This window comes from Kitasatospora sp. NPDC059088 (assembly GCF_042738155.1).
GTDB lineage: Bacteria > Actinomycetota > Actinomycetes > Streptomycetales > Streptomycetaceae > Kitasatospora.
Genome location: NZ_JBHYGR010000095.1, coordinates 1 through 25,537, shown reverse-complemented (window position 1 = coordinate 25,537; position 25,537 = coordinate 1). Strand labels below are relative to the sequence as shown.

General features: G+C 72.4%; 19 protein-coding genes. 6 read left to right on the top strand and 13 right to left on the bottom strand.

Going from position 1 to position 25,537, the window contains the following annotated elements; genetic code table 11:
- Positions 1 to 47 precede the first annotated feature (47 nt).
- A complete protein-coding gene (locus ACFWXO_RS32250) occupies positions 48 to 1,094 on the bottom strand; it encodes an aspartate-semialdehyde dehydrogenase (RefSeq protein ID WP_380528295.1) in 1,047 nt (348 codons plus the stop codon).
- A gap of 113 nt (positions 1,095 to 1,207) precedes the next feature.
- Complete coding sequence (locus tag ACFWXO_RS32245; RefSeq protein WP_380528294.1) at positions 1,208 to 2,095, bottom strand: dihydrodipicolinate synthase family protein; 888 nt, start codon at positions 2,093 to 2,095, stop codon at positions 1,208 to 1,210.
- 72 nt (positions 2,096 to 2,167) lie between these two features.
- Between ACFWXO_RS32245 and ACFWXO_RS32240 the strand changes: the two genes are divergently transcribed.
- Positions 2,168 to 3,055 carry a LysR family transcriptional regulator gene (locus tag ACFWXO_RS32240; protein ID WP_380528292.1) on the top strand — a complete coding sequence of 296 codons (888 nt, stop codon included), beginning with the start codon at positions 2,168 to 2,170 and terminating at the stop codon, positions 3,053 to 3,055.
- Between the two features lie 26 nt (positions 3,056 to 3,081).
- Here the strand turns inward: ACFWXO_RS32240 and dnaE are convergent, their stop codons facing one another.
- Complete coding sequence (gene dnaE / locus ACFWXO_RS32235; RefSeq protein ID WP_380528290.1) at positions 3,082 to 6,615, bottom strand: DNA polymerase III subunit alpha; 3,534 nt, start codon at positions 6,613 to 6,615, stop codon at positions 3,082 to 3,084.
- 141 nt (positions 6,616 to 6,756) lie between these two features.
- Complete coding sequence (locus tag ACFWXO_RS32230) at positions 6,757 to 7,836, bottom strand: hypothetical protein (RefSeq protein WP_380528288.1); 1,080 nt, start codon at positions 7,834 to 7,836, stop codon at positions 6,757 to 6,759.
- Positions 7,837 to 8,202: 366 nt separating this feature from the next.
- Here ACFWXO_RS32230 and ACFWXO_RS32225 point away from each other — a divergent pair, with 366 nt between their 5' ends.
- Complete coding sequence (locus tag ACFWXO_RS32225) at positions 8,203 to 10,521, top strand: transglycosylase domain-containing protein (protein WP_380528286.1); 2,319 nt, start codon at positions 8,203 to 8,205, stop codon at positions 10,519 to 10,521.
- On the opposite strand, the gene ACFWXO_RS32220 is transcribed toward ACFWXO_RS32225, so the two are convergent.
- Positions 10,506 to 10,943, bottom strand: a complete 438-nt coding sequence (locus ACFWXO_RS32220; RefSeq protein WP_380528284.1) for a nucleoside deaminase — start codon at positions 10,941 to 10,943, stop codon at positions 10,506 to 10,508. The two genes, ACFWXO_RS32225 and ACFWXO_RS32220, sit on opposite strands and share 16 nt — an antisense overlap.
- Entirely contained in the window at positions 10,940 to 11,755 is an 816-nt protein-coding gene (locus ACFWXO_RS32215; RefSeq protein ID WP_380528282.1) for an LLM class flavin-dependent oxidoreductase, read from the bottom strand. The genes ACFWXO_RS32220 and ACFWXO_RS32215 overlap by 4 nt, the downstream gene beginning before the upstream one ends.
- Before the next feature lie 93 nt (positions 11,756 to 11,848).
- Here ACFWXO_RS32215 and ACFWXO_RS32210 point away from each other — a divergent pair, with 93 nt between their 5' ends.
- Positions 11,849 to 12,295, top strand: a complete 447-nt coding sequence (locus ACFWXO_RS32210) for an Lrp/AsnC family transcriptional regulator (protein ID WP_380528280.1) — start codon at positions 11,849 to 11,851, stop codon at positions 12,293 to 12,295.
- A 96-nt stretch (positions 12,296 to 12,391) separates the two neighbouring features.
- Here the strand turns inward: ACFWXO_RS32210 and ACFWXO_RS32205 are convergent, their stop codons facing one another.
- Entirely contained in the window at positions 12,392 to 12,970 is a 579-nt protein-coding gene (locus ACFWXO_RS32205; protein WP_380528278.1) for a dienelactone hydrolase family protein, read from the bottom strand.
- Positions 12,971 to 13,198: 228 nt separating this feature from the next.
- Between ACFWXO_RS32205 and ACFWXO_RS32200 the strand changes: the two genes are divergently transcribed.
- Entirely contained in the window at positions 13,199 to 13,828 is a 630-nt protein-coding gene (locus ACFWXO_RS32200; RefSeq protein WP_380528276.1) for a TetR family transcriptional regulator, read from the top strand.
- A 28-nt stretch (positions 13,829 to 13,856) separates the two neighbouring features.
- Here ACFWXO_RS32200 and ACFWXO_RS32195 read toward each other — a convergent pair whose 3' ends face one another.
- Together ACFWXO_RS32195 and ACFWXO_RS32190 are read right to left on the bottom strand one after the other, a co-directional pair.
- The gene (locus tag ACFWXO_RS32195) at positions 13,857 to 14,747 is read right to left on the bottom strand and encodes an ABC transporter permease (RefSeq protein WP_380528274.1); all 891 of its coding nucleotides are present in this window, start codon (positions 14,745 to 14,747) and stop codon (positions 13,857 to 13,859) included.
- A complete protein-coding gene (locus ACFWXO_RS32190) occupies positions 14,744 to 17,620 on the bottom strand; it encodes an alpha/beta fold hydrolase (protein ID WP_380528272.1) in 2,877 nt (958 codons plus the stop codon). The genes ACFWXO_RS32195 and ACFWXO_RS32190 overlap by 4 nt, the downstream gene beginning before the upstream one ends.
- Before the next feature lie 128 nt (positions 17,621 to 17,748).
- Here ACFWXO_RS32190 and ACFWXO_RS32185 point away from each other — a divergent pair, with 128 nt between their 5' ends.
- On the top strand, positions 17,749 to 18,768 hold the full coding sequence (locus tag ACFWXO_RS32185; RefSeq protein ID WP_380528270.1) for a mechanosensitive ion channel family protein: 1,020 nt from the start codon (positions 17,749 to 17,751) through the stop codon (positions 18,766 to 18,768).
- 103 nt (positions 18,769 to 18,871) lie between these two features.
- Here ACFWXO_RS32185 and ACFWXO_RS32180 read toward each other — a convergent pair whose 3' ends face one another.
- The 4 genes from ACFWXO_RS32180 to ACFWXO_RS32165 form a co-directional block, all read right to left on the bottom strand.
- Positions 18,872 to 19,339 carry a GNAT family N-acetyltransferase gene (locus ACFWXO_RS32180; RefSeq protein ID WP_380407565.1) on the bottom strand — a complete coding sequence of 156 codons (468 nt, stop codon included), beginning with the start codon at positions 19,337 to 19,339 and terminating at the stop codon, positions 18,872 to 18,874.
- 1 nt (position 19,340) lies between these two features.
- Positions 19,341 to 20,279 (bottom strand): RluA family pseudouridine synthase, encoded by a 939-nt coding sequence (locus ACFWXO_RS32175; protein WP_375896158.1) that lies wholly within the window; start codon positions 20,277 to 20,279, stop codon positions 19,341 to 19,343.
- 67 nt (positions 20,280 to 20,346) lie between these two features.
- Positions 20,347 to 21,039 carry a signal peptidase II gene (lspA, locus tag ACFWXO_RS32170; protein WP_375896204.1) on the bottom strand — a complete coding sequence of 231 codons (693 nt, stop codon included), beginning with the start codon at positions 21,037 to 21,039 and terminating at the stop codon, positions 20,347 to 20,349.
- A 146-nt stretch (positions 21,040 to 21,185) separates the two neighbouring features.
- On the bottom strand, positions 21,186 to 21,653 hold the full coding sequence (locus tag ACFWXO_RS32165; protein WP_375896157.1) for a TraR/DksA family transcriptional regulator: 468 nt from the start codon (positions 21,651 to 21,653) through the stop codon (positions 21,186 to 21,188).
- Positions 21,654 to 22,287: 634 nt separating this feature from the next.
- Between ACFWXO_RS32165 and ileS the strand changes: the two genes are divergently transcribed.
- Complete coding sequence (gene ileS / locus ACFWXO_RS32160; protein ID WP_380528267.1) at positions 22,288 to 25,416, top strand: isoleucine--tRNA ligase; 3,129 nt, start codon at positions 22,288 to 22,290, stop codon at positions 25,414 to 25,416.
- Positions 25,417 to 25,537: the final 121 nt, after the last annotated feature.

Genomic DNA, 25,537 nt, shown 5'->3' with positions numbered 1-25,537 from the left:
CCGTTCAACGACGGGGCCCGCCAAACGTCACGCGGGGTTGACCCGGGTCAGCCCTTGAGCTCGGCGGCGACCAGCTCGGCGAGCTGGACGGCGTTGAGCGCCGCGCCCTTGCGCAGGTTGTCGTTGGAGACGAACAGCGACAGGCCGTGCTCCACCGTCTCGTCGGCCCGGATCCGGCCCACGTAGCTCGGGTCCTGGCCGGCGGCCTGGAGCGGGGTGGGGATCTCGGACAGCTCGACGCCGGGGGCGGCGGCGAGCAGCTCGGCGGCGCGCTCGGGGCTGATCGGGCGCTCGAAGCGGGCGTTGATCTGCAGCGAGTGGCCGGAGAAGACCGGGACGCGCACGCAGGTGCCGGCGACCTTGAGCCCGGGGATGCCGAGGATCTTGCGGCTCTCGTGGCGGAGCTTCTGCTCCTCGTCGGTCTCGTTGGAGCCGTCCTCGACGATGGAGCCGGCCAGCGGCACCACGTTGAAGGCGATCGGCCGCCGGTAGACCTTGGGCTCGGGGAACTCGACGGCGGAGCCGTCGTGGGCGAGCGCGGAGGCGCCGTCCACGACCTTGGCGGCCTGGTCCTGGAGTTCGGCGACACCGGCGACGCCGCTGCCGGAGACGGCCTGGTAGGTGGAGACGACCAGGGCGGCGAGCCCCGCCTCCTCGTGCAGCGGGCGCAGCACGGGCATGGCGGCCATGGTGGTGCAGTTGGGGTTGGCGATGATCCCCTTGGGGCGGTCGGCGATGGCCTCCGGGTTGACCTCGGAGACGACCAGCGGGACCTCGGGGTCACGGCGCCAGGCGGAGGAGTTGTCGATGACGACGGCTCCGGAGGCGGCGACCTTGGGGGCCAGGGCCTTGGAGGTGGAGCCGCCGGCCGAGAAGATCACGATGTCCAGGCCGGTGTAGTCGGCCGTGGCAGCGTCCTCGACGGTGACCTCGGTGCCCTGCCAGGGCAGCGTGCGCCCGGCCGAACGGGCCGAGGCGAACAGCCGCAGCTGCTCCACCGGGCCCAGTCCGCCTTCACGACCAGCCCGCTCGGCCAGGATCTCGCGGACCACGCTGCCGACCTGGCCGGTGGCACCGACAATGCCGATCTTCATTCCGACTACTCCTCTGAATGGTGCTGTCTACAGCCGCACTCTGCCCATCATGCCTTGTCACGCGGGTGGGGCGACCTGGTATTCCACGGTGTGAGAGGGGCTCCGGACAGCCCTCAGTGGTCCAGACCATTGGCGAGGGCCAGCGCGGCCGCGACCTCCGCCTCCCCGGCCGGCAGCAGCGGCAGCCGCACGTCCGGGGTCGGGATCCGCCCCTGGGCGTGCAGCACGCCCTTGGTCACCGTCGGGTTCGGCGCCGTGAAGGCGGACAGCGCCAGCCCGGTCAGCCGGTGCCCCAGCTCCCGGGCCCGCTCGACGTCCCCGGCCCGCCAGGCCTCGTACAGCTCGACGAAGCGGGCGGTCGCCAGGTGCGCGGAGGCGAGGATGCCGCCGGCCGCGCCCAGCGCCAGCATCGGCGACAGGAAGGCGTCCTCCCCGGTGAGGAAGGCGAACCCGGCGGGGGCCTCGGCGAGCAGTTCGGCCGCCGTCTGGTCCAGCCCGCCGGTCGCGTACTTGACGCCCACCACGCCCTCGATCGCGGCCAGTTCGCGCAGCGCGGCGGTGGAGAGCTGCTGCCCGGTGCGGTACGGGATGTGGTAGACGACCAGCGGCAACGGGCTGCCCGCGGCCAGGGCCCGGAAGTGCGCGACCGTCCCGGCCTCGCCGGCCCGGACGAAGGCGGGCGTGGTGACCAGCGCCGCCGCCCCCGGCACCCGCGCGCCGAGCACGGCCAGCGCCTCGCCGACGGCCCGGGTGTCGCCGCCGGAGGCACCGACGGTCAGCTGGGCCCCGCGCGCGGCGCAGGCGGCCGCGGCGACGTCGACCACCGCGTCCCGCTCCTCGGCGGTGAGCGCGGCGGGCTCGCCGGTGGTGCCGAGCGCGACCAGGCCGGCCGCCCCGGCGTCCAGGACCTCGTGCGCGAGCTTCTCCAGCGCGTCGAGGGCGACGGAGCCGTCGGCGGCGAAGGGGGTGATCAGGGGGACGTGGATGCCCTTGAGTTCCATACCGACGATCCTGCGGTCCGGTGATCGCCCGGGTCCAGTTCACATTTCCGACGCTTCTCGTAAGCTGGGCCGATGCTCGATGTCCGACGTCTGCGCCTGCTGCGCGAACTCGCCCACCTCGGCACCATCGCGGCCGTCGCCGAGGCCCTGTCGTTCAGCGCCTCGGCGGTGTCCCAGCAGCTGTCCGTCCTGGAGAAGGAGGCCGGCGTCCCGCTGCTGGAGCGCACCGGGCGGCGGGTCACCCTCACCCCGGCCGGGCGGGGCCTGGTCCGCCACGCCGAGTCCGTACTCGCCCTGCTGGAACAGGCGGACGCCGAACTCGCCCACGCCAAAAGGGGGTTGGCCGGTCCGCTGCGGATCGGCACCTACCCCTCGGCGGCCCGCGCGATCATCCCGGCGGTGCTCGCCGGGCTGGCCTCCTGGCACCCGGGGCTGGAGCCGATGGTCACCGAGGTGGACCCGGCGGCCGTCGGCGCGGCGCTGCGCGCGGGCGAGCTGGACGTGGCGCTGGTGCACGAGTACGACCTCGTCCCGGCCGACCCGGAACCGGGCCTGGCCGTGACCCGCCCGGTCTTCACCGAGCCGATGTACCTGGCCGCCCGCGCCCCGGCGGTGCTCGCCGAGCAGCGCGGCGCGCCGTGGATCACCTCCCCGCCGGGCACGCTCTGCCACACCATGGCCGTCCGTGCCTGCGAGGCGGCGGGCTTCGCGCCCCGGATCCGGCACCAGATCGACGACTTCACCACGGTGCTCTCACTCGTCGCCGCGGGCCAGGGGGTGGCGCTGGTCCCCCACCTGGGCACCGCCCAGCCCCCGCCCGGCGTGGTCCTCACCCGGCTGCCGATGTACCGCCGCACCCGCGCCGCCTTCCGGGCCGGCGCGGGCTCCCACCCGGCGATCTCGGCCTTCGTCTCGGCGCTCCACACGGCCGTCCCGCCGGGGCTGGGCAGCGGGGGCTGACGAACGCCCCGCCACCCTTCCCCCGGTCAGACCACCAGGCAGCTCGGCCCGAGCAGCTGCTTCAAGTCCCCGAACAGCGCCGGGTCGGACTTCACCCGGTGCCGGTCCAGCCGCAGCACCGTGGTCTTGGTGCGCCCCTCCAGCCGCACCCGCACCTCGGTCGTGCCCTTGTGGTGGGTCAGCACCTCGCTGAGCCGGGCGACCAGCGGCGGGGTGACCTTCCCGGACGGGATGTTGATGACGATCGGCGCCTCGGCGTGGGCGTTGGAGAGGTCCGGGGCGGACAGCTCCATGCCCATCAGCCGCGGCACGTCCTCCCGCTTGTCCAGCTTGCCGCGCACGAACACCACGGCGTCCTCGACGAGTTGGGAGGAGACCAGCTGGTAGCTCGCCGGGAAGAACATGCAGTCGATCGAGCCCGCCAGGTCCTCGACGGTGGCGATCGCCCAGGCGTTGCCCTGCTTGGTCATCTTCCGCTGGAGGCCCGAGATGATGCCGCCGATGGTGACGATCGTCCCGTCCGGGCGCTCCGCGAGGTCCGCGACCGCGCAGTCCGCCTTGTCGGCGAGCACGTGCTCGATGCCGTGCAGCGGGTGCGAGGAGACGTACAGGCCGAGCATCTCCCGCTCCTGGGTGAGCAGGAAGGACTTCTCCCACTCCTCCTCGGAGAACACGACGTCCAGTCCGAAGCTCGGCTCGTCCGAGGCGGTGTCGCCGCCGAAGAGGTCGAACTGCCCCTCGGCCTCCTTGCGCTTCACCCCGACGACGTTGTCGATCATCGGCTCGAACTGCGCGCTCAGGCCCTTGCGGGTGTGCCCGAGCGAGTCGAAGGAGCCGGCCTTGATCAGCGATTCGACGGTCCGCTTGTTGCAGACCACCGACTCCACCTTCTCCAGGAAGTCCGGGAAGGAGGCGAACTTCCCCTTCGCCTTCCGGGTGCGGATCATCGACTCGACCACCGGCCCGCCGACGTTGCGGATCGCGGTCAGGCCGAACCGGACGGTCTCGCTGCCGTGCGGCGTGAAGTCCGAGTCCGACTCGTTGACGTCCGGCGGCAGCACCTGGATGCCCATCTTGCGGCACTCGTTGAGGTAGACCGCCGACTTGTCCTTGTCGTCCTTGACGGAGGTGAGCAGCCCGGACATGTACTCGGCCGGGTAGTTGGCCTTGAGGTACGCCGTCCAGTACGAGACCAGCCCGTACCCGGCGGTGTGCGCTTTGTTGAACGCGTAGCCGGAGAAGGGGACGAGGACGTCCCACACCGCCTGGATGGCCGCGTCGGAGTAGCCGCGCTCGCGGCAGCCCTTCTGGAAGGGGACGAACTCCGCCTCCAGGATCTCCTTCTTCTTCTTGCCCATCGCACGGCGCAGCAGGTCGGCCTGGCCGAGCGAGTAGCCGGCCAGGATCTGCGCGGCCTTCTGCACCTGCTCCTGGTAGACGATCAGGCCGTAGGTGGGCCGGAGCACCTCCTCCAGGGGCTCCTCCAGCTCCGGGTGGATCGGGGTGATCTCCTGCTGCCCGTTCTTGCGCAGCGCGTAGTTGGTGTGGGAGTTGACGCCCATCGGGCCCGGCCGGTACAGCGCGAGGACGGCGGAGATGTCCTCGAAGTTGTCGGGCTTCATCAGGCGCAGCAGCGAGCGCATCGGCCCGCCGTCGAGCTGGAAGACGCCGAGGGTGTCGCCGCGGGAGAGCAGTTCGTAGGTCGGCTTGTCGTCGAGGGGCAGATCAAGCAGGTTGATCTTGACGCCCTTGTTCTTCTCGATCGCCTTGACGGCGTCGTCCATGATCGTCAGGTTGCGCAGGCCGAGGAAGTCCATCTTGAGGAGGCCGAGGCCCTCGCAAGTGGGGTAGTCGAACTGCGTGATGGTGACGCCGTCGGTGTGCCGGGTCCAGACCGGGATGTGGTCGGTCAGCGGCTCCGCGGACATGATGACGCCGGCCGCGTGCACGCCGGGCTGGCGGATCAGGCCCTCGATGCCGCGCGCGGTGTCGATGACCTTCCGGACGTCCGGGTCGTTCTCGTACAGCCCGCGGATCTCGCCCGCCTCGCCGTAGCGGGGGTGGCTGCTGTCCGTGATGCCGGAGAGCGGGATGCCCTTGCCCATGACGTCCGGCGGCATCGCCTTGGTGATCCGGTCGCCCATCGCGTACGGGTAGCCGAGGACCCGGGAGGAGTCCTTGATGGCGGCCTTCGCCTTGATGGTGCCGTACGTGACGATCATGGCGACCTTGTCGGCCCCCCATTTCTCCGTCACGTACCGGATCACGTCACCGCGCCGGCGCTCGTCGAAGTCGATGTCGACGTCGGGCATGGAGATGCGCTCGGGGTTGAGGAAGCGCTCGAAGATCAGGCCGTGCGGGATCGGGTCGAGGTCGGTGATGCCCATCGCGTAGGCGACCAGCGAACCGGCCGCCGAACCGCGGCCCGGGCCCACCGCGATGCCCTGGCCCTTGGCCCACATGATGAAGTCGGCGACCACGAGGAAGTACGCCGGGAACCCCATCTGGATGATGGTGTCCATCTCGTACTCGGCGAGCTTCTTGTGCTCCTCGTCGTACCCGTTCGGGAAGCGCCAGTCCATGCCCTCCCAGACCTGGGACTTGAAGAAGTCCGCCTCGGACTCGAAGCCCTCCGGGATCGGGAACCGGGGCATCAGGTTCCGGAACTTGAACATGCCCTCGGTGTCGACCCGGGAGGCGACCAGCAGCTGGCTGTTGCGGCAGCCCTCCTGCCAGGCGTCCGAGGAGTCCAGCGCGTACATCTCGGCGGCGGACTTGATGTAGTAGCCGGTGCCGTCGAAGCGGAAGCGGTCCGGGTCCGAGAGGTTCTTGCCGGTCTGCACGCAGAGCAGCAGGTCGTGGGCGCCGGCGTCGGCCTCGGTGGTGTAGTGCGAGTCGTTGGTGACCACCGGCGGGATGTTCAGCTTCTTGCTGATCTCCAGCAGCCCGTCGCGGACCCGCTTCTCGATGTCCAGGCCGTGGTCCATCAGCTCCAGGAAGTAGTTCTCCTTGCCGAAGATGTCCTGGTAGTCGGCCGCGGACTTCACCGCCTCGTCGAACTGGCCCAGCCGCAGCCGGGTCTGCACCTCGCCGGACGGGCAGCCGGTGGTGGCCATCAGGCCGCCGGACAGCTCGGAGATCAGCTCCTTGTCCATCCGCGGCCACTTCACCAGCCAGCCCTCGGAGTAGGAGCGCGAGGTCAGCTTGAAGAGGTTGTGCAGGCCCTCCTTGTTCCGGGCCCAGATGGTCTTGTGGGTGTACGCGCCGGACGCGGAGACGTCGTCCCGCTTCTGGTGCGGCTGGCCCCACAGGATGCGCTTGGTGTTGGAGCGGGACTCGGGGGCGACGTACGCCTCGATGCCGATCACCGGCGTGATCCCGGCCTCGGTCGCCTGCCGGTGGAACTCGGCGGCGCCGTACATGTTGCCGTGGTCGGTCATCGCGACGTGGGACTGCCCCAGCCGCTCGACCTCCTTGAACATCTGCTTCAACCGGGCGGCACCGTCCAGCATCGAGTACTCGGTGTGGACGTGCAGATGCGCGAACGGCTGATCGCTCAAGGCGGGGCCTCCGGAGGCTCTGGTGCTGATCTGGCGGGCCGGCGAACGCGCAGGTCACAGGGGGAGAAAGCCCTGGAAATGGAGGTGGCCCGGAACGCCTCTCGGGGTCCGGACCGTCACTCACGCGTTCACGCGTCCACTCTAGCCCGCCCGGCCCTCCGCGAGACGTCGCCCCGCGGCCGCCCGGACCTCCCCCTCCTCCATCGGATCGTCGCGCAGGTAGCGCAACCGGGCTCCCACCTCGGGCCGTTCCGGAGCGTGGGCGATCCCCGACAGCCGGGCACCGGATTCGCAGTCCCAGAGCGACTCGGTGAACGCCTCGTCCATCCCCGCCGACCCCAGCGCCGCCAGGGCTTCCAGGTACGCGGCCCGCTCGTACGAGTGCGGGGTGTACAGCCAGAACCGCCGCAGCAACGACACCGCCCCGCCCGCCCCCGACCCGAACCTCGCCAGCCCGCGCGCCAGACCATCCGGCCCGCACCAGACCCCGTCCACCCAGTGCCGCTCCAGCTCGGCGAGCAGGAGCGGCACATCGCCCTCGTCGCCGTGGGCGGCCAGCACCTCCGTCCCCAGTCCGGCGAGCCACTCCCGGTCCGAGGCCGCCCACTCCCGGGCGGCCGGCACGGCCCGCTCGGCCAGCGGCTCCAGCGCCCGGTGCAGGTACGGCAGCTGCCGGGTGCCGTCGGCGGCGCCCAGCCCGGGCACCAGCTCGATCAGCGCGGGTTCCGGCGGGCGGCGCGACAGCGCGCGGAGCGCGGTCACCTTGACGCCCTCGCTCACCGCCGGGTCGCGCAGCTGGTCCAGCAGGCTCGCGCTGTCCCGGTCGGGGCAGGGGTCCGGCGGCCGCTGCCGAGGCCGCGGAGCCGGGCCCTCCTCCTCCGGGACGTACCCCGGCAGCGCCGCCCGGGCCTGCTCGGAGCCGCCGAGCACCAGCAGCTCCAGCACGCCGGTCGCCCGGTCCCGGGTCTCCTCGTCCCCAGCGGCCAGCAGCTCGACCACCGGGCCGAGCGGCAGCTCCAGGTCCCGGATCAGCCGCGCCAGGTACAGGTCCCGGTCGTCGGCCCCCGCGTCCCAGCGCCACTCCCAGCGGACGCAGCCGTACACCAGCTCGGCGGCGGCCGCCGGGTCCTCCGCCGCCATCCGTGCCCCCAGGCCCCGCCCGCGCTGCAACAACCCCGGCAGCGTCCCCGCCGGCGCGTACTCGTATCTCCGCTCTGCCACGAACCCATCGTCCCGCAGGCCGCCGTCACCGCGCCCCGCCGCCCCCGCTCCCGCTCCCGCAGGGCCGCCGTGAACGGCGCGGCCGCCGGCGCCCGTTGAAACGGACACGGGGACGGCTCTCCCCCCGGCGCGGGCGCAACGTTTCGCCCCTCCCACCGCATCAGAGTGGTGGAGGGGAACCGGGGAGGGGAAGGCCACGCCCGCCGGGCGCATTGATTCGAGTACGCAACAAAGAATTCCCCCACATTCATGGAGTTCGCATACGATCCACCCTTCCTGAGCCCCACTACCCATCTGTTGCAAGGCCGTGACAGTCCCGGCCGAAAATTCGTTCGCCCAGCGAGGAACGACGGTTAGCATTCCGGAATGGAATCGAAACTCCCGCCGATACGAAATTCCGCCGACAGCGACGACGCCCGGCCGGCCCGCAGGTCGCCGGTCCGGCTGGCCCGTCTCGGTGCGACCTTCGTGGGTGTGAGCGTCGTGTCCGGCGTGCTGCTGGCGGGCCTGGTGCTGCCGGTCGCCGGGGGCCTCGGACTGACCGCGAAGAGCACCGCGGAAGGCTTCGACGACATTTCCGACGACTTCAAGACCCCGCCGCTCACCCAGGCCACCCAGGTCTTCGACGCCAAGGGCGGCCTGATCGCCAAGGTCTACGAGCGCGACCGCACCGTCCTGCCCGCCGACCAGATGTCGCCGTACATGCGGCACGCCCAGGTGGACATCGAGGACGCCCGCTTCTACGAGCACGGCGCCGTCGACCTCAAGGGCGTCCTGCGCGCGCTCGGCAAGAACGCGGAGAAGGGCACCGCCGCCGAGGGCGCCTCCACCCTCACCCAGCAGTACGTGAAGAACGTCAACGTGGAGAACGCCGGCGACGACAAGGACGCCGTCAAGGAGGCGCAGCGCAAGACCCTGGGCCGCAAGATCCAGGAACTCAAGATCGCGATCAAGCTGGACGAGGAACTGCCGAAGGACCAGATCCTCACCAACTACCTCAACATCACCTTCTACGGGAACGGCGCCTACGGCGTGGAGGCCGCCTCCCAGCGCTACTTCAGCAAGAGCAACAAGGACCTGACCGTCGCCGAGGCCGCCACCCTCGCCGGCCTGGTGCAGAACCCCTCCCAGTACGACCCGAAGCTGCACCCGGTGGCCGCGCAGAAGCGCCGGGACACCGTGATCGACAAGATGCTGGAGAACAAGCACATCACCGCCGACCAGGCGAAGGAGGCGAAGGCGGCCCCGCTGGGCCTCAAGTACAAGGACCCGCAGAACGGCTGCATCACCGCCAAGGCCGGCATGGGCTTCTTCTGCGACTACGTCCGCCACGTGGTCAAGCAGGACCCGGCCTTCGGCAAGACCGCCGAGGACCGGAAGAAGTTCTGGGACAAGGGCGGCCTGAACATCTACACCACGCTGGACCCGGACAAGCAGGCCGCCGCCCAGAACGCGGTGAGCAGCAACGTGAAGGTCACCGACACCGTCTCCGCCGCCGCCACCATGGTCGAGCCCGGGACGGGCAAGATCGTGGCGATGGCCCAGACCCGCCCGTACGGCCTGGCGACCGAGAAGAACCAGACCGTCGTCAACCTCAACGTCGACTTCGCGATGGGCGGCGGCAACGGCTTCCAGCCCGGCTCCACGTTCAAGCCGATCGTCGCGGCCGCGGCCCTGGAGGCGGGCCTGCCGCCGACCCAGGAGTACTCGGCGCCGAACAAGCTCGAATACCCGACGATGAAGACCTGCGAGGGGACGTGGCGCAACGACGGCCGTCCCAAGACGGTGGTGCCCAACGAGTCCGCGAACGAGAAGGGCCCGTACCAGCTCAAGATGGCGATGGCCCTCTCGGTCAACACCTACTTCGTGCAGATGGAGCAGGACATCGGCCTCTGCGCGGTCAAGCAGATGGCCAACAAGTTCGGCATCACCGCCAAGGCCAGCGGCAAGCCGCTGGAGGAGGTCCCGGCGATGGCCCTGGGCGTCGAGGAGATGAGCCCGCTGACCATGGCGAACGTCTACGCGACCTTCGCCGCCCAGGGCACCCACTGCGACCCGGTCGCCATCACCAGGATCACCACGGTGGAGGGCAAGGACGTCCCCGCCCCGCCCGGCCACTGCGAGAAGGTGTTCTCCGACTCGACGGCCCGGGCGATGAACACCGTCCTGAACGGGGTGACCGAGAACAAGGGCACCGGCGCCGCGCTCAACCTGAAGGACGGCCGGCAGATCGCGGGAAAGACGGGCACCTCGGACCACAAGAAGGCCGCCTGGTTCAACGGCTACACCCCGCAGTTGGCCACCGCGGTCTGGCTGGGCGGCCCGGCCGGCGGCGTCGAGATGCGCAACATCACCATCAACGGCGACTACCACACCGAGGTGTTCGGCGCCGACGGCCCGGGCCCGATCTGGCGGGACGCCATGAACGACGCCCTGCGCGGCACCCCCAAGCAGTCCCTCCCGATGGCCGACATCCCCGACCCGGCCCCGCCGAAGCCCGACCCAGCAGCTCCGGGACGGGCACGACCCCGCCGTCCGGCCCCGCGTCCGGCTCCCGGACCGGCGCCCCCTCCGACGACGACTGACCACTCACCGCGCCCCCCACCCCGGCGGCCCCTCGCACCCCGAGGGGCCGCCGGCCCGACCGGCCGCCGCCCCAACTCCCGCTCTCAGTCCCCCCGGTAGTACGCCTCGATCGGCACCCGCGCCTCCGCGAACAGCGCCGGCCCCTCCTGCGCCACCACCGGCCAGGCCCCCGACGCCGGATTGAGCGCGACCAACTGCTCGGTCGTGAGCGCGTACACGACCCGCCCGATCCCCGACCGGACCAGCGCCCCCGCGCACATCCCGCACGGCTGGCAGCTGGTGTACAGGGTGGCGCGGGCGGCCGCCTCCCCGTCCAGCTCCCGGGCCGCCCACCGGGCGAGCTTCAACTTCGGGTGCGCCGTGATGTCGTCGTCCCGCCGGACGGTGTTGTGCGCCTCGGCGAGCACCGTCCCGTCCGGCCCGGCCAGCAGCGAGCCGTACGGGGCGTCGCCCAACTCCACGGCCCGGGCCGCGATGTCGATCGCGCGCCGCAGCAGCGCCTCGTCGGCAGTCGTGATCACGCCGTCCTCCTCCATTCCTCGGCCACGGCCGTCAGGGCGCGCCACGCCGTCTCGGGGTGGCGGGTCTGCTCCGGGTCCGCATGGTACGGGTCCAACACCACGTCCTCCGCGCCGAGTTGGCGCAGTTCCCGCAGGTCGTCGACGACCTGCGCCAGGCTGCCGACCCCGGCGGGCCGGTCCGGGTCGTCGAGCGGCCCGTCGGTCAGCCGCAGCGCGATCCGCGGGGCGAAGCCCGGCAGCTCGTGGCGGGCCACCACCTCCCGCATCCGGGCCATCGGCAGCCGCAGCGGGTGCCAGGCGTCGCCGAACCCGACGACCCGTCGGATCGCCGCCTCGCTGTGCCCGCCGACCCAGACCGGGGCGGCGGCGCCCTCCCCCTGCTCCGCCCAGGACTCCCGCACCGCCCGCAGGTACTCGTCCGTGATCCGCCCCCGCGCCCCGAACGGCACCCCGAGCGCCTCGAACTCCTGCCGCGCCCAGCCGACTCCGACGCCGAGCACGAAGCGCCCGCCGCTGAGCCGGTGCAGGCTGGCGGCCATCCGGGCCACCAGCAGCGGGTGCCGGTACGGCATCACCAGGACGGTGGTGCCCAGCCGCATCCGCCCGTCGCTCACCCCCGCCAGCCAGGACAGGGTGGCGAAGGGGTCGTAGAAGGGCTCCGGGTAGCGTTCGGCCACGTCCGCCGTCACGGCGACGTGGTCGGACACCATCAGTAGGTCGAACCCGAGCCCCTCCACCACCCGCGCCCAGTCGCGCAGCATGCCGGGGTCGGTCCCCGGCCCGAAGTTCGGTACGTTGACGCCTAGTTGCATGCCATGAGGCTATTCCCGGCCGTATCCGGCAGGGAACCCAATGATCACGGCAGAACCCGCCTCCGGCCGCGAATCCCCCGGTAGAATCGCGAAATGGCCGTGAACCTCGACGAAACCGACTGGGCGATCATCGACCAGCTCCAGCAGGAGGCCCGGATCTCGCTCAGCGAGCTGGGCCGCCGGGTCAACCTCAGCCCGTCGGCCACCACCGAGCGGGTGCGGAACCTGGAGTCGCTGGGCGTGATCACCGGCTACCACGCCACCGTCGACCTCTCCAAGGTCGGCTACCCGGTGCTCGCCGTGGTCCGCCTCAAGTACCCGGGCAACCGCCACCAGCCGCTGCACCACCTGCTCTCGGTGCGCCGCGAGATCCTGGAGTGCCTGCGCACCACCGGCGACGACTGCTACACCCTCAAGGTGGCCGCGACCTCCATGGAACACCTGGAGACCCTGATCGACTCGCTGGCCGGCTTCGGCTCCACCACGACCAGCGTCGTCTACAGCCAGACCCTCCCCCGCCGCGGCCCGGTCCGCCCCTGACCGCACCCACTCCGACCGCACCCGCACGGCCACCGGAGCACAGGCGCCGGACCACAGCCACCCGGACCACGGCCACCCGGCCCACCGCGACCGGCGCTACGCCTCCAGGTCCGCCAGGAAGTCCAGCGCCGCCGCCCAGGCCCGCTCGGCCGCCTCCGCGTCGTAGTCGTCCAGGTCCGGGTCGGTGAACTGGTGCCCGGCGCCCTGGTAGCGGTGCACCTCGACCTCCGCGCCCGCCCGCAGCATCCGCAGGTACCAGGCGTTCAGCCAGTCCTCCGGCTCGAACGGGTCCGGCTCCGCCATGTGCAGCTGGACGGGGACGGAGGTCACCGCGTCCTCGCGCAGGTCCGAGGTGCCGTGCAGGAGCAGCAGCCCGCGCGCCTTCTCGTCCGCCAGCGCCAGGTTCTGCGCGATCGCGCCGCCGAGCGCGATCCCGGCGTACACCAGTCCGCCCTCGGAGAGCGGGGCGGAGGCGACGACCGCGCGCCGGAGCAGCTCGTCGCCGCCGCCGATCTCCTCCTGGTACGCCTGGGAGGCCTCGTTGTCGTCGAAGGTGCGCCCTTCGAACAGGTCCGGCGTGTGCACGGTGTGCCCGGCGGCGCGCAGCCGGTCGGCGGCGGCCCGTACGGCCGGGCTCAGGCCGTGGGCGGAGTGGAAGAGGACGATCTGGGCCACGGTTCGGGTCCTTCGACGAACGAGTGCGGGGATACCCACCCATGATCCCGCACCCGGCGGCGAACCCCCCACCCCAGGCCCGTCGGCCCCGCCGGGTGCGGGGCGACCGACCCGGCCCGACGGTCCGGGAGGCACTCCCGGGGGCACCCGGTCCTCGGGAGGAAGCTTTGCAACAACATTCCATCCCGATGGTATGTATGGGCTGTCGCGACGAGGGAGGGCAGTGGCATGGCACAGCAGGAACGGGCGCGCCGCACCAGGGAGAAGGTCCTGACGGCGGCAGCCGAGATCTTCGCCGCCCAGGGCTACGAGAGCACCACGCTGAACACGGTGGCCGACCGCATCGGCATGACCAAGGGTGCGCTCTACGGCCACTTCCCCTCGAAGGCCTCGCTGGCCCGGGCCCTGATCCAGGAGTCCCGGAGCACCTGGGCGAGCCTGCGGACCGAGTACGACACCCCGGGCACCGACCCCGCCGCGGCCCTCGAAGGCGTCATGGTCGCCCTGGCCGACCGGCTGCGCTCCGACCTGCGGCTGCGCGCCGCGCTCCGGCTCGCCGCGGACTGCCCGGACCTGGCGAACTCCCCCGACGACGTCCTCGCCGAGATGCACGTCTCGCTGACCGACCTGGTCCGCCGGGCCCAGCGCGACAGCGGCTTCCCCACCCACTGCGCGTCCCTGGTGGCCGAGTTGCTGCTGACCGTGATCCGCGGACTGCTGAACACCCGTACGGGGGGCGCCGAAGGAGGCGCGGACAGCACCCGCGCCCCGGGCGGGGACCCGCTGTGGCGCCTCCTCTTCGACGCCCTGTCCGGCACCCCGTCCCCCGCCGGCGGCCCCTGCCCCGCCCTCCCCTGACCCCGACGCCCCTGACCCCGACGCCCCGCTACGACACCACGTCCTTGCGGGCGAACCCCCGGAACGCCAACGCCAGCAGCACCACCGCGTACGACAGGGACAACGACACCCCCTGCACCATGCCGCCCCACTCCAACTGCGGCTGGAGGGCGTCCGCCCAGGCGTACTGCCAGTGCGCCGGCAGCCACTCCCGCAGGTCGCCCAGGGCCGTGACGGCGTCCAGCACCCCGGTGATGATCGACAGGAACACCGCCCCGCCGACCGCCCCCAGCGGCGCGTCCGTCGCCGTCGACAGCCAGAACGCCAGCGCCGCGATCACCAGCTCGCTCAGGAACACGAACGCCACCGCGATGGCGATCCGGGGCAGCGCCTCCCCGGCCGGCAGGCTGGCCCCGGCGGGCAGCTTGAGGTCCCCCCACCCGTACGCCACCGTGCCCACGACCAGTCCGATCGCGGGCAGCATGACGATCGCGACCGCCGAGAACGCCAGCCCGACCGCGAACTTGCGCACCAGCAGCCGCGCCCTCGGCACCGGCGCCGCCAGCAGGTAGCGCAGCGAGGACCAGCTGGCCTCGGAGGCCACGGTGTCCCCGCAGAACAGCGCGACGGGGATCACCAGCATGAAGCCGGTGCCGACGAACAGCATGGTGACGGCGAAGTTGGCGCCCGAGGCGGTCGCCAGGTCGATGAAGGTGGTCCGGTCGGGGCGCCCAGGGGTGCCGCCGAGCTGGAACGCCGCCAGGATGACGAACGGCATCGCCGCCAGCACCCCGCCGATCACCATCGTGCGGCGCCGCCGCAGCTGCCGCACCGCCTCGACCCGCAGCGGCAGGGTCCGGCTCGCCCGGTACCCCTGCGCGTGGTCCGTCGCGGCGGCACCGCCCCCGGACGGGACCCGATCCCTCGTACCGGCGCTCACGCCGCACCTCCGATCAACGACAGGAACGCGTCCTCCAGGCGCCGCTGCGGTCCGGCGCTCTCCACCGGGACCCCCAGCCGCACCAGCTCCGCCAGCAGCTCGCTCGCCGCGAGTCCGTCCAGCCGGACCAGCAGCCCGCCGTCGACGGCCTCCACCGAGCCGACCCCGGCCAGCGCGCCGGCCTTCTCGACCACCGACTCCGGGTCGAAGCCCGCAGCCACGCCGATCATCAGCAGCTCGCCCGCGCCGACGATCTCGCCGACCGGCCCGGCCGTGACCAGCCGCCCGCGGTCCATCACCACCAGGTCGGTGCAGGTCTGCTCGACCTCGGCCAGCAGGTGGCTGGACACGATGACGGTCCGGCCGGCGGCCGCGTACCGGATCATCACCTCGCGCATCTCGCGGATCTGCGGCGGGTCCAGCCCGTTGGTCGGCTCGTCCAGGATCAGCAGGTCCGGCATCCCGAGCATCGCCTGCGCGATGGCGAGCCGCTGGCGCATGCCCTGGGAGTACGTCCGCACCGCGCGGTCCAGCGCCTCGCCGAGCCCGGCGATGGCCAGCGCCTCGTCGAAGCGGGCGTCGGCCTCCGGGCGACCGGTGGCCTGCCAGTACAGCCGCAGGTTGGCCCGCCCGGTGAGGTGCGGGAGGAAGCCGGCGCCCTCCACGAAGGCGCCGACCCGCGAGAGCACCGGCGCCCCGGGGCGGATCAGGTGCCCGAAGACCCGGATCTCCCCGGCGTCGGGCCGGATCAGTCCCATCAGCATGCGCAGCGTGGTGGTCTTGCCGGCCCCGTTCGGGCCGAGCAGGCCGAGCACCTGGCCCCGCTCCACCCGGAAGCCCAACTCCCTTACCGCGTAACGGTCCTGGGAGCCCTTGTAGCGCTTGCTCAGTCCACTGATGCGCAGCGGCACCCCGGCCAGCTCCGGATCGAACTCCGGCCCCGACGGCCCCGACGCCCCCGACCGCCCCGACGACCCACCGGCCACCGTGCGCCGACGCCGCCGCACCAGCGGCAGCAGCACCAGCCCGGCGGCCACCACCACGGCGGCCACCGGCAGCATCCAGGTCCGCGCGGGCAGCGGCGCCGCCTCGGTGACCAGCTCCTCGACGGTCGGCGCGGCGAGCGCCCCGGCCACCGCCACCCGGTAGGTGGCCGGCTCGGCCGGCGAGGCGTACGCCAGGTCGGTGGACGCCAGCACCAGCCGCAGCCGGTGCCCGGCCGGGAAGTCGTGGTCCACCGCGGGCAGCTGGACGGTCACCGTCCTCCCGCCGTCCGCGTCCGCGCCGGTCACCCGCAGCGGGGCCGCCAACTGCTGCGGCAGCACCGCCTTGCCGTCCGGCCCGACGTCGTACAGCTTGGCGAACAGCACCGCGTCCGGCCGGTCGGCCTTCACCCGCACCGGTACGGTCGGCTGCCCGGTCAGGTGCAGCGACTTCTCCAGCGGCGCGGATTCGAAGGCGGCGTTCTGCCCGGGGAAGTCGAGCGAGAGCCCGGCCCCGAGCGAGGCCGCCTGGCTCAGCGCGCCGATCCCCGGCAGGGTCGAGATCCCCGGCGGCGCCCCGCCGGGCGGATTGGCGACGGGCTTCTCCCCGCCGGTCAGCTCGACGGACCGGGTGCCCGTCCCGCCGAGCCCGGGGTACCGGTCGGCGTCGGCGCCGCGCAGCACGGCCTGGAAGCCGGTCGAGTCGACGCCGCCGGTCCGGGTCACCCGGAACTGCGGACCGGTGTCGTTGCCACGCCCCTTCAGGTAGTGGTCGAACCAGGCGGTGACCCGGTCGTCCACCCGGGCGCTGGTGTCCGTCCCGCCGTCGTGCCCGCCCGCGAACCAGTCCACCGAGACGGGCGCGCCGTTGGCCGCGACCGCCCGGGCGATCCGGTCGCCCTGGTCGAGCGGGAACAGCGAGTCCTGCTGGCCCTGCACCACCAGGGTGGGGGCCTTGAGCTGCGCCGCCACCGAGGACGGGCTGGACCTGTCCAGCAGCGCGACGGCCTCCGGGTCGGCGTGCCCGGCGGTCGCCACCCGGTCGTACATCTGGCAGAGCGCGTCCAGGAACCGCCCGCAGCCGACCTGCCCGTCCGCCGCCGCGTCCGCCGCAGCCCCGCTCCCGCTCCCGGCGGTGCCCGCGTTCCCGGCCCCGCTCCCGGCGGTGGCCCCACTGCGCGGCGCACCACCCGAGGGCCCGAGGTCCCCGGCCGAGCCGGTGGTGAAGAAGATCCCGGCCCACAGCTTCTTGAACACGCCGTCCGCCGCACCCGAGCCCTGCACCCCCTGGGGGAACAGCGCGTCGGCCAGGTTCCACCAGGTGATCTGGGTGGCCACCGCGTCGATCCGGTGGTCGTAGGCCGAGGCCAGCAGCGAGATCGCCCCGCCGTACGACGCCCCGGTGATCCCGACCCGGGGGTCGCCGGGCCCGTCCAGCTGGACCTCGGGCCGCTGGGCGAGCCAGTCCACCAGGTGCTTGACGTCCTCGACCTCCCGGTCGGGCGCGTTCAGCCCGATCTTCCCGCCGGAGTGCCCGAAGCCGCGCGCGGACCAGGTCAGCACCGCGTAGCCCTGCCGGGCCAGCTGCTGGGCGCGGTCCCGTTCGCCCTCCTTGGAGCCGCCGAAGCCGTGCGCGAGCAGGACGGCGGGGCGCGGGGAGGTGCCGGTGGTGAAGAAGGAGGTGTCCACCTGGACCTGCTGGGTGCTGCCGGGCGTCTCCGGCATGCTGAGGAAACGATCCTCTTGACGGACCGACTGCTCGCCGCCGGACGCCACCGCCGCCGTGCCCACCCCGGCGACCGCCACCAGGGCCACCGCCCCGGCGAGCAGCTTGCGCCGCACCGACGTTCCCCGTCCGCGCCATCGACGCCATGCCCCACCGAGCTCCATGGGGGCTGATCGTATCCGCCGCCGGGGTAGGCGTCCGATAAAGCCGCCACCCCTTTTCGTCCGGTTCCGCCCGTTGAAGGCCGGTATCGTACGGCTCACCCGCCTCTCCCCCACCGAGAAGGTCCCCCGTGCTCTGGCCGCTGATCACCCTGCTCGCCACCGTCGCCGCCACCCTCGCGGTGGGCTGGACCGTCGACCAGGCCCTCCAGCGGATCAGCGCCGGCCACCCGGAGGCCCCGGTCTGGGCACTGCTCCGCCGCTGCCGGATCCCGCTCCAACTCGCCGTCGTCTCAGCCCTGTTGCTCGCCGCCAACCCGCTGAAACGGACCTTCCACCTGACCGAGGACGAGGGCGCCCACCACCTGCTCCTGCTGCTCCTGATGGCCTCCCTCGGCTGGCTCACCGTCCGCGTGGCGGCCGCCGTCCTGGAGGCGCTGCTCCGCCGGTACGAGTCGGTCTCCGACGACCCGGCCCGGGTGCAGCGGGTGCGCACCCAGGTCGGCATGCTGCGCCGGGTGGTCAGCGCGGTGATCGTCGTGGTCACCCTCGCCGTGATGCTGCTGACCTTCTCCGCGATGCGCACCGTCGGCGCCAGCCTGCTCGCCTCGGCCGGCCTGATCGGCATCGTGGCCGGCATCGCCGCCCAGAGCACCCTGGGCAACTTCTTCGCCGGCCTGCAGATCGCCTTCGGCGACACCGTCCGGATCGGCGACACCGTGGTGGTGGACGGCCAGCAGGGCACCGTCGAGGAGATCACCCTCTCCTACCTGGTGGTCCGGCTCTGGGACTACCGCCGACTGGTCGTCCCGGTCTCCTACTTCGTCAACAGGCCCTTCGAGAACTGGACCCGCCGCGACCCCGGCCTGCTCGCCGCCGTCCTGCTCCACCTCGACCACACCACCCGGGTCGACGAGCTCCGCACCACCCTGCACACCCTGCTGGAGCGGCACCCCCGCTGGGACGGCGAGGAGTGGGCCCTCGACGTCACCGACACCACCCCCAGCACCATCCTCGTCCGCGCCACCATGACCGCCCGCACCCCCGACGACGCCGCCCGACTCCGCTTCGACATCCGCGAGCAACTCATCGCCCACCTGCGCGACGAACACCCCCACGCCCTCCCCCGCCTGCGCACCACCCCCGACTGACCCGCGCGCCCGCCCCCACCCGCACGAAAGATCCCCGCGCCCCGAAGAGGGGGCGCGGGGATCTGCGCGAACCGCCGCCAGGGCGCGTCTGCACCAACGCCTTCTAGATCACCTTCGTCATGGTCCGGTGCGGGATCCCGGCGTCCTCGTACACCGGCCCCTCCGCCGCGTACCCCAGCCGCTCGTAGAACCCGAGCGCCTGCACCTGCGCGTGCAGCTCGACCTCGACGGCCCCGCGCTCGCGCCCGGCCGCCTCGATCGCCCGGACGAGGTCCGCCCCGAGCCCCGTCCCCCGGGCCGCCGCCACCACCGCGAGCCGCCCGAGCAGCACCCGGCCCTCGACACCCCCGGTCAGCTCCAGCGCCTCGTCACCGAAGATCAGCCGCCCGGTCCCGAGCCCGGCCCCGTCCGCGCCCACGGCCAGCACGTGCACCGAGGTCGCGTCGTACGCGTCGTACTCCAGCTCCTCCGGCACGTTCTGCTCGACCACGAACACCTCGCGCCGGATGGCCCGGACCAGCTCCAGGTCCGCCTCGCCCTCGGCGACCCGGACCCGCACCGAGACGGTCATCTCAGCTCTCCGCCGCGATGATGTCCAGCGCCTTCTGCAGGTCGGCCGGGTACTCGCTGCTGAACTCGACCCACTGCCCGTCCGACGGGTGCTCGAAGCCGAGCGAGACGGCGTGCAGCCACTGCCGGGTCAGCCCCAGCCGCTTGGCCAGCGTCGGGTCGGCGCCGTACGTCAGGTCGCCGACGCAGGGGTGGCGCAGCGCCGACATGTGGACGCGGATCTGGTGGGTGCGGCCGGTCTCCAGCTTGATCGCCATCAGGGAGGCCGCCCGGTACGCCTCGATCAGGTCGTAGTGGGTGACGGACGGCTTGCCGTCGCGGGTCACCGCCCACTTCCAGTCCGAGCTGGGGTGGCGCCCGATCGGCGCGTCGACGGTGCCGCTCAGCGGGTCCGGGTGGCCCTGGACCAGCGTGTGGTAGCGCTTGTCGGTGATCCGGTCGTGGAACTGCCGCTTGAGGTCGGTGTAGGCCCGCTCGGACTTGGCGACGACCATCAGGCCCGAGGTGCCGACGTCCAGCCGGTGCACGATGCCCTGGCGCTCGGCGGCGCCGGAGGTGGAGATCCGGTAGCCGGCCGCGGCGAGTCCGCCGATGACGGTGGGGCCGGTCCAGCCGGGGCTCGGGTGCGCGGCGACGCCGACCGGCTTGTCGATCAGCACGATGTCGTCGTCGTCGTGGACGATCCGCATGCCCTCGACCGCCTCGGCCACGATCTGCACCGGGGCGGCGGGGGCGGGGATCTCGACCTCCAGCCAGGAACCGGCGGTCACCCGGTCCGACTTGCCGGCCACGGCGCCGTCGAGCGTCACCTTGCCGTCGGCGGCCAGTTCGGCGGCCTTGGTCCGGGAGAAGCCGAACATCCGGGCGAGGGCGGCGTCGAGGCGCTCGCCCTCCAGGCCGTCGGGAACGGGGAGGCTGCGGATCTGCGCTGCGGTACTCACCCGTACGAGTATGCCGGAAACCCGCCGCGCCCCTTCCCCCTCGCTGCTCCGGCCGGCGGCCTGAGGGCTACTTCCCGCTCTTCTCCGGCTGCTGGTGGACGGTCCCGTCCGGGTTGCTGCCGCGGAAGGAGAGCAGCACCACGAGGATGCCGCCGCAGACGATCGCCGAGTCGGCGAGGTTGAAGACCGCGAAGTGCTGGACCGAGATGAAGTCCACGACGTGGCCGCGGAAGACGCCCGGCGCGCGGAACAGCCGGTCGGTGAGGTTGCCGAGGGCGCCGCCGAGCAGCATCCCGAGCGCGATCGCCCACGGGAGGCTGTACAGCCGGCGGGCGATCCGCCAGATCACCACGATGACGGCGGAGGCGATCATGGTGAAGACCACGGTCAGCGCCTGGCCCATGCCGAAGGCGGCGCCGGAGTTGCGGATCACCTGGAGGGTGACGACGTCGCCGATCACCTTGATCCCCGCGTGGTTCTCCAGCTTGGCGACGACCAGCAGCTTGCTGGCCAGGTCGATCAGGAACGCCAGGACGGCGACGACCAGCAGCACCCCGACCCGGCGCGGGCCCTTGGGCTTCTCCACCGCCGTGGCACCGGCGGCGACCGCACCGTCCGCCGCGGGGACGGACTCGTCGCCCGCGGGAGCCGCCCCGCCGTCCGCGGGCCCGGTGGACTCGGCCACGGCCACCTCCACGCCATCGGCGGGGTTCGGGACGGCGTCGTCCCGGGTCTGGGGGGAACCTTGCGTACTGATGATCCGCTCCGCTGCCGATGTGAGCCGATGAGGGCCTGAACGCGTCCGTACCGACGGGTCAGGCGAGGTTACGGGGTCGAGCGTACGGCAAGCCCGACCCCCCGCGTCGCCCCGGTCGCCCGGCCCGCCGGTCCGGTCGGCGGGCTTCCTCAGCGGCGTTCCTGCTTGGCCTTGCACTGCACGCAGAGCGTCGCCCGGGGGAAGGCCTGCATCCGGGCCTTGCCGATGGCCTGCCCGCAGGACTCGCAGGTGCCGAAGCCGACGCCCTCCAGCCGCTCCAGCGCGCGCTCGGTCTGGGCGAGGCTGTCCCGCGCGTTGTTGGCGAGCGCCAGCTCGCTCTCCCGCGAGATGTTCTTCGTACCGGCGTCCACCTGGTCGTCGCCGGCTCCGTCGTTGGAGTCGCGCATCAGCCCGGAGATCGCCGCCTCGGCGGCGTCGATCTCGCCGCGCAGCCGCTCCAGGTCGCTGATCAGCTCGTCGTGCAGCTCGTGGACCTCCTCGGAGGTCCAGGGGTCCTCGCCCGGCCGGACGGGCAGCGTGGCCGGGTCGACCGACTCCGCGCCGCGCGGCACGGTGACGGTGTCGGTGCTGGTCTTCTGAGGTGCGGTAGTGGTCACGGTCCCCTCCCCTGGATCGGCCGCCACGGCCTTGCGTGCCCGCTTGGTGGCGGTACCCGCGCCGGTTGCCTTCTCAGCCATGGCTTCGACCCCATCTACGAACGAACCGAGCCGCCGGTTCCCGGCGGCCTCCAGTGCCGGAACGATAATCCCGATCAAAACCGGTCACAACATGACATACCGGCGCCTCAGGATGATCCCACCCAGGCAGCCGCCCCAGCCGCCACGCCCCGCGCGCTGACAGACTTGTGCCCACCCCACCCCCGCCTAACCGCCCCCGCCGACCGGCCCGGACGGGCCCCGCAACCCACTCCCCCGAATCCCTTTGGACAAACCGTCTCGCCCGGCCGATACACTGGCCCTGCAAGGCGCAGATGGGACGAGTACCGACGTACGCAGCCACCAGCGACCCGGGGACGGTGCGAGCCCGGGGGTGTGCACGGCGGGAAGATCACCCCGGAGCCGCCGGAAGAACGGCCGCCACCACGGCGGCCCACTAGACCCGGCAGCAACCCAAACAAGAGGGCCGCACCGCACCACCGCGGCCAAGGAGGGTGGTACCGCGGGTCGGCGAAGGCCGTCTCGTCCCTCCGGAGGATTCAGTCCCAGCATCCGCCGGAGGTAGACACCCGCGATGAACACCTACAACCCCGTCCCCGCCCAGGTCGATCTCCCCGCCCTCGAACACCGGATCCTCTCGTTCTGGCAGGACAACAAGGTCTTCCAGCGCAGCCTGGAGCAGTCCGAGGGCCGCCCCGAGTGGGTGTTCTACGAGGGTCCGCCGACCGCCAACGGCATGCCCGGGGCCCACCACATCGAGGCCCGCGTCTTCAAGGACGTCTTCCCCCGGTACCGGACGATGAAGGGCTACCACGTCGCCCGCAAGGCCGGCTGGGACTGCCACGGCCTCCCGGTCGAGCTGGCCGTCGAGAAGGAGCTCGGCTTCTCCGGCAAGCAGGACATCGAGGCCTACGGCATCGCCGAGTTCAACGCCAAGTGCCGCGACTCGGTGACCCGCCACACCGACGCCTTCGCCGAGCTGACCACCCGCATGGGGTACTGGGTCGACCTCGACGAGGCCTACCGGACGATGGACCCCTCCTACGTCCAGTCCGTCTGGTGGTCGCTCCAGCAGATCTTCGACAAGGGCCTGCTGGTCCAGGACCACCGGGTCGCCCCCTGGTGCCCGCGCTGCGGCACCGGCCTGTCCGACCACGAGCTGGCCCAGGGCTACGAGACCGTGGTCGACCCCTCGGTGTTCGTCCGCTTCCCGCTGACCAGCGGCCCGCTGGCCGGCCGGGCCGCTCTGCTGGTCTGGACCACCACCCCGTGGACCCTGGTCTCCAACACCGCCGCCGCCGTCCACCCGGAGGTCACCTACGTGGTGGCCACCGACGGCACCGAGCAGCTGGTCGTCGCCGAGCCGCTGCTCGCCAAGGCCCTCGGCGAGGGCTGGGAGGCCACCGGCGAGTCCTTCACCGGTGCCGAGATGGAGCGCTGGGCCTACCGCCGCCCCTTCGACCTGGTCGAGATCGAGGACGCCCACTACGTCCTCAACGCCGACTACGTCACCACCGAGGACGGCACCGGCATCGTCCACCAGTCCCCCGCCTTCGGCGCGGACGACCTCGCGACCTGCCGCAAGTACGGCCTGCCGGTGGTCAACCCGGTGCTGGCCGACGGCACCTTCTCCCCCGAGGTCCCGCTGGTCGGCGGCCAGTTCTTCAAGAAGGCCGACGAGGCCCTGGTCGCGGACCTCAAGGAGCGCGGCCTGCTCTTCCGCCACCTGCCGTACGAGCACAGCTACCCGCACTGCTGGCGCTGCCACACCGCACTGCTCTACTACGCGCAGCCGTCCTGGTACATCCGGACCACCGCCGTCAAGGACGCGCTGATCCGCGAGAACGAGGCCACCAACTGGTTCCCGGAGACGGTCAAGCACGGCCGCTTCGGCGACTGGCTGAACAACAACATCGACTGGGCGCTCAGCCGCAACCGCTACTGGGGCACCCCGCTGCCGATCTGGCGCTGCGAGGAGAACCACCTCACCTGCGTCGGCTCGCTGGCCGAACTGTCCGAGCTCACCGGCACCGACCAGAGCGGCCTCGACCCGCACCGCCCGTACATCGACGCGGTCACCTTCGCCTGCCGCGACTGCGGCGGCACCGCCACCCGCGTGCCCGAGGTCATCGACGCCTGGTACGACTCGGGCTCGATGCCCTTCGCCCAGTACGGCTACCCGTACCAGAACAAGGAGCTGTTCGAGAAGCGCTACCCGGCGCAGTTCATCTCCGAGGCGATCGACCAGACCCGCGGCTGGTTCTACACGCTGATGGCCGTCGGCACCCTGGTGTTCGACAGGAACAGCTACGAGAACGTCGTCTGCCTGGGCCACATCCTGGCCGAGGACGGCCGCAAGATGTCCAAGCACCTGGGCAACATCCTGCAGCCGATCCCGCTGATGGACCAGCACGGCGCCGACGCGGTCCGCTGGTTCATGGCGGCCGGCGGCTCGCCCTGGTCGGCCCGCCGGGTCGGCCACGGCACCATCCAGGAGGTGGTCCGCAAGACCCTCCTCACCTACTGGAACACCGTCGCCTTCCAGGCCCTGTACGCCCGCACCTCGAACTGGGCGCCGTCCGCGGCCGACCCGGCCCCGGCCGACCGCCCGCAGCTGGACCGCTGGGTGCTCTCCGAGCTGAACACCCTGGTCCGCGAGGTCGACGCGGCCTTCGAGGCCTACGACACCCAGCGCGCCGGCAAGCTGCTCTCCGGCTTCGTCGACGACCTCTCCAACTGGTACGTCCGCCGCGGCCGCCGCCGCTTCTGGCAGGGCGACGCCGCCGCGCTCGCCACCCTGCACGAGGCGCTGGAAACCGTCACCCGCCTGATGGCCCCGCTCACCCCGTTCATCACCGAGCAGGTCTGGCAGGACCTCGTCGTCCCCACCGACCCCCAGGCCCCGGCCTCCGTCCACCTGGCCACCTGGCCCGAGGCCGACGAGACCCTGATCGACACCGACCTCTCCCGCCACATGGCCCTGGTCCGCCGCCTGGTCGAACTCGGCCGGGCCACCCGCGCCGAGTCCGGCGTGAAGACCCGTCAGCCGCTCTCCCGCGCGCTGATCGCCGCCCAGGGCTGGGAGGAGCTGCCCGCCGACCTGCGCGCGCAGATCGCCGAGGAGCTCAACGTCGCCACCCTCGAATCCCTCGCCGAGGTCGGCAGCTCGCTCGTCGACACCACCGCCAAGGCCAACTTCCGCGCCCTCGGCAAGCGTTTCGGCAAGGGCGTGCAGGACGTCGCCAAGGCGGTCGCCGCCACCGACGCCGCCCGCCTCGCCGCCGAACTGCGCGCCACCGGCGAGACCGGCGTCGACCTGAACGGTGAACCGATCACCCTCTCCCCCGACGAGGTCATCATCACCGAAACCCCCCGCGAGGGCTGGGCCGTCGCCAACGAGTCCGGCGCCACCGTCGCCCTCGACCTGGCCATCACCCCCGAACTCAAGCGCCTCGGCATCGCCCGCGACGCCATCCGCCAGATCCAGGAAGCCCGCAAGAACTCCGGCCTCGACGTCGCCGACCGCATCGTCCTCCGCTGGCGCGCCACCTCCGAGGAGACCGCCGAGGCCATCGCCGAACACGGCCCCCTCGTCGCCGAAGAGGTCCTCGCCACCGACTTCGCCGCCGGCGCAGCCGACTGGACCTCCGACACCTTCACCGACGACTCCCTCGGCCTCGCCTTCCAACTCCGCAAGGCCTGACCACCCCACCGAAGCCCCCCCCCCCCCGCCCGGGCGCCCGGGCGGCCGCCCTCCAACACACACCCGCCCCCCCCACCACCCCCCCGCCCCCGCCGCGGGGGGCGCGGGGGGAGGGGCAGGG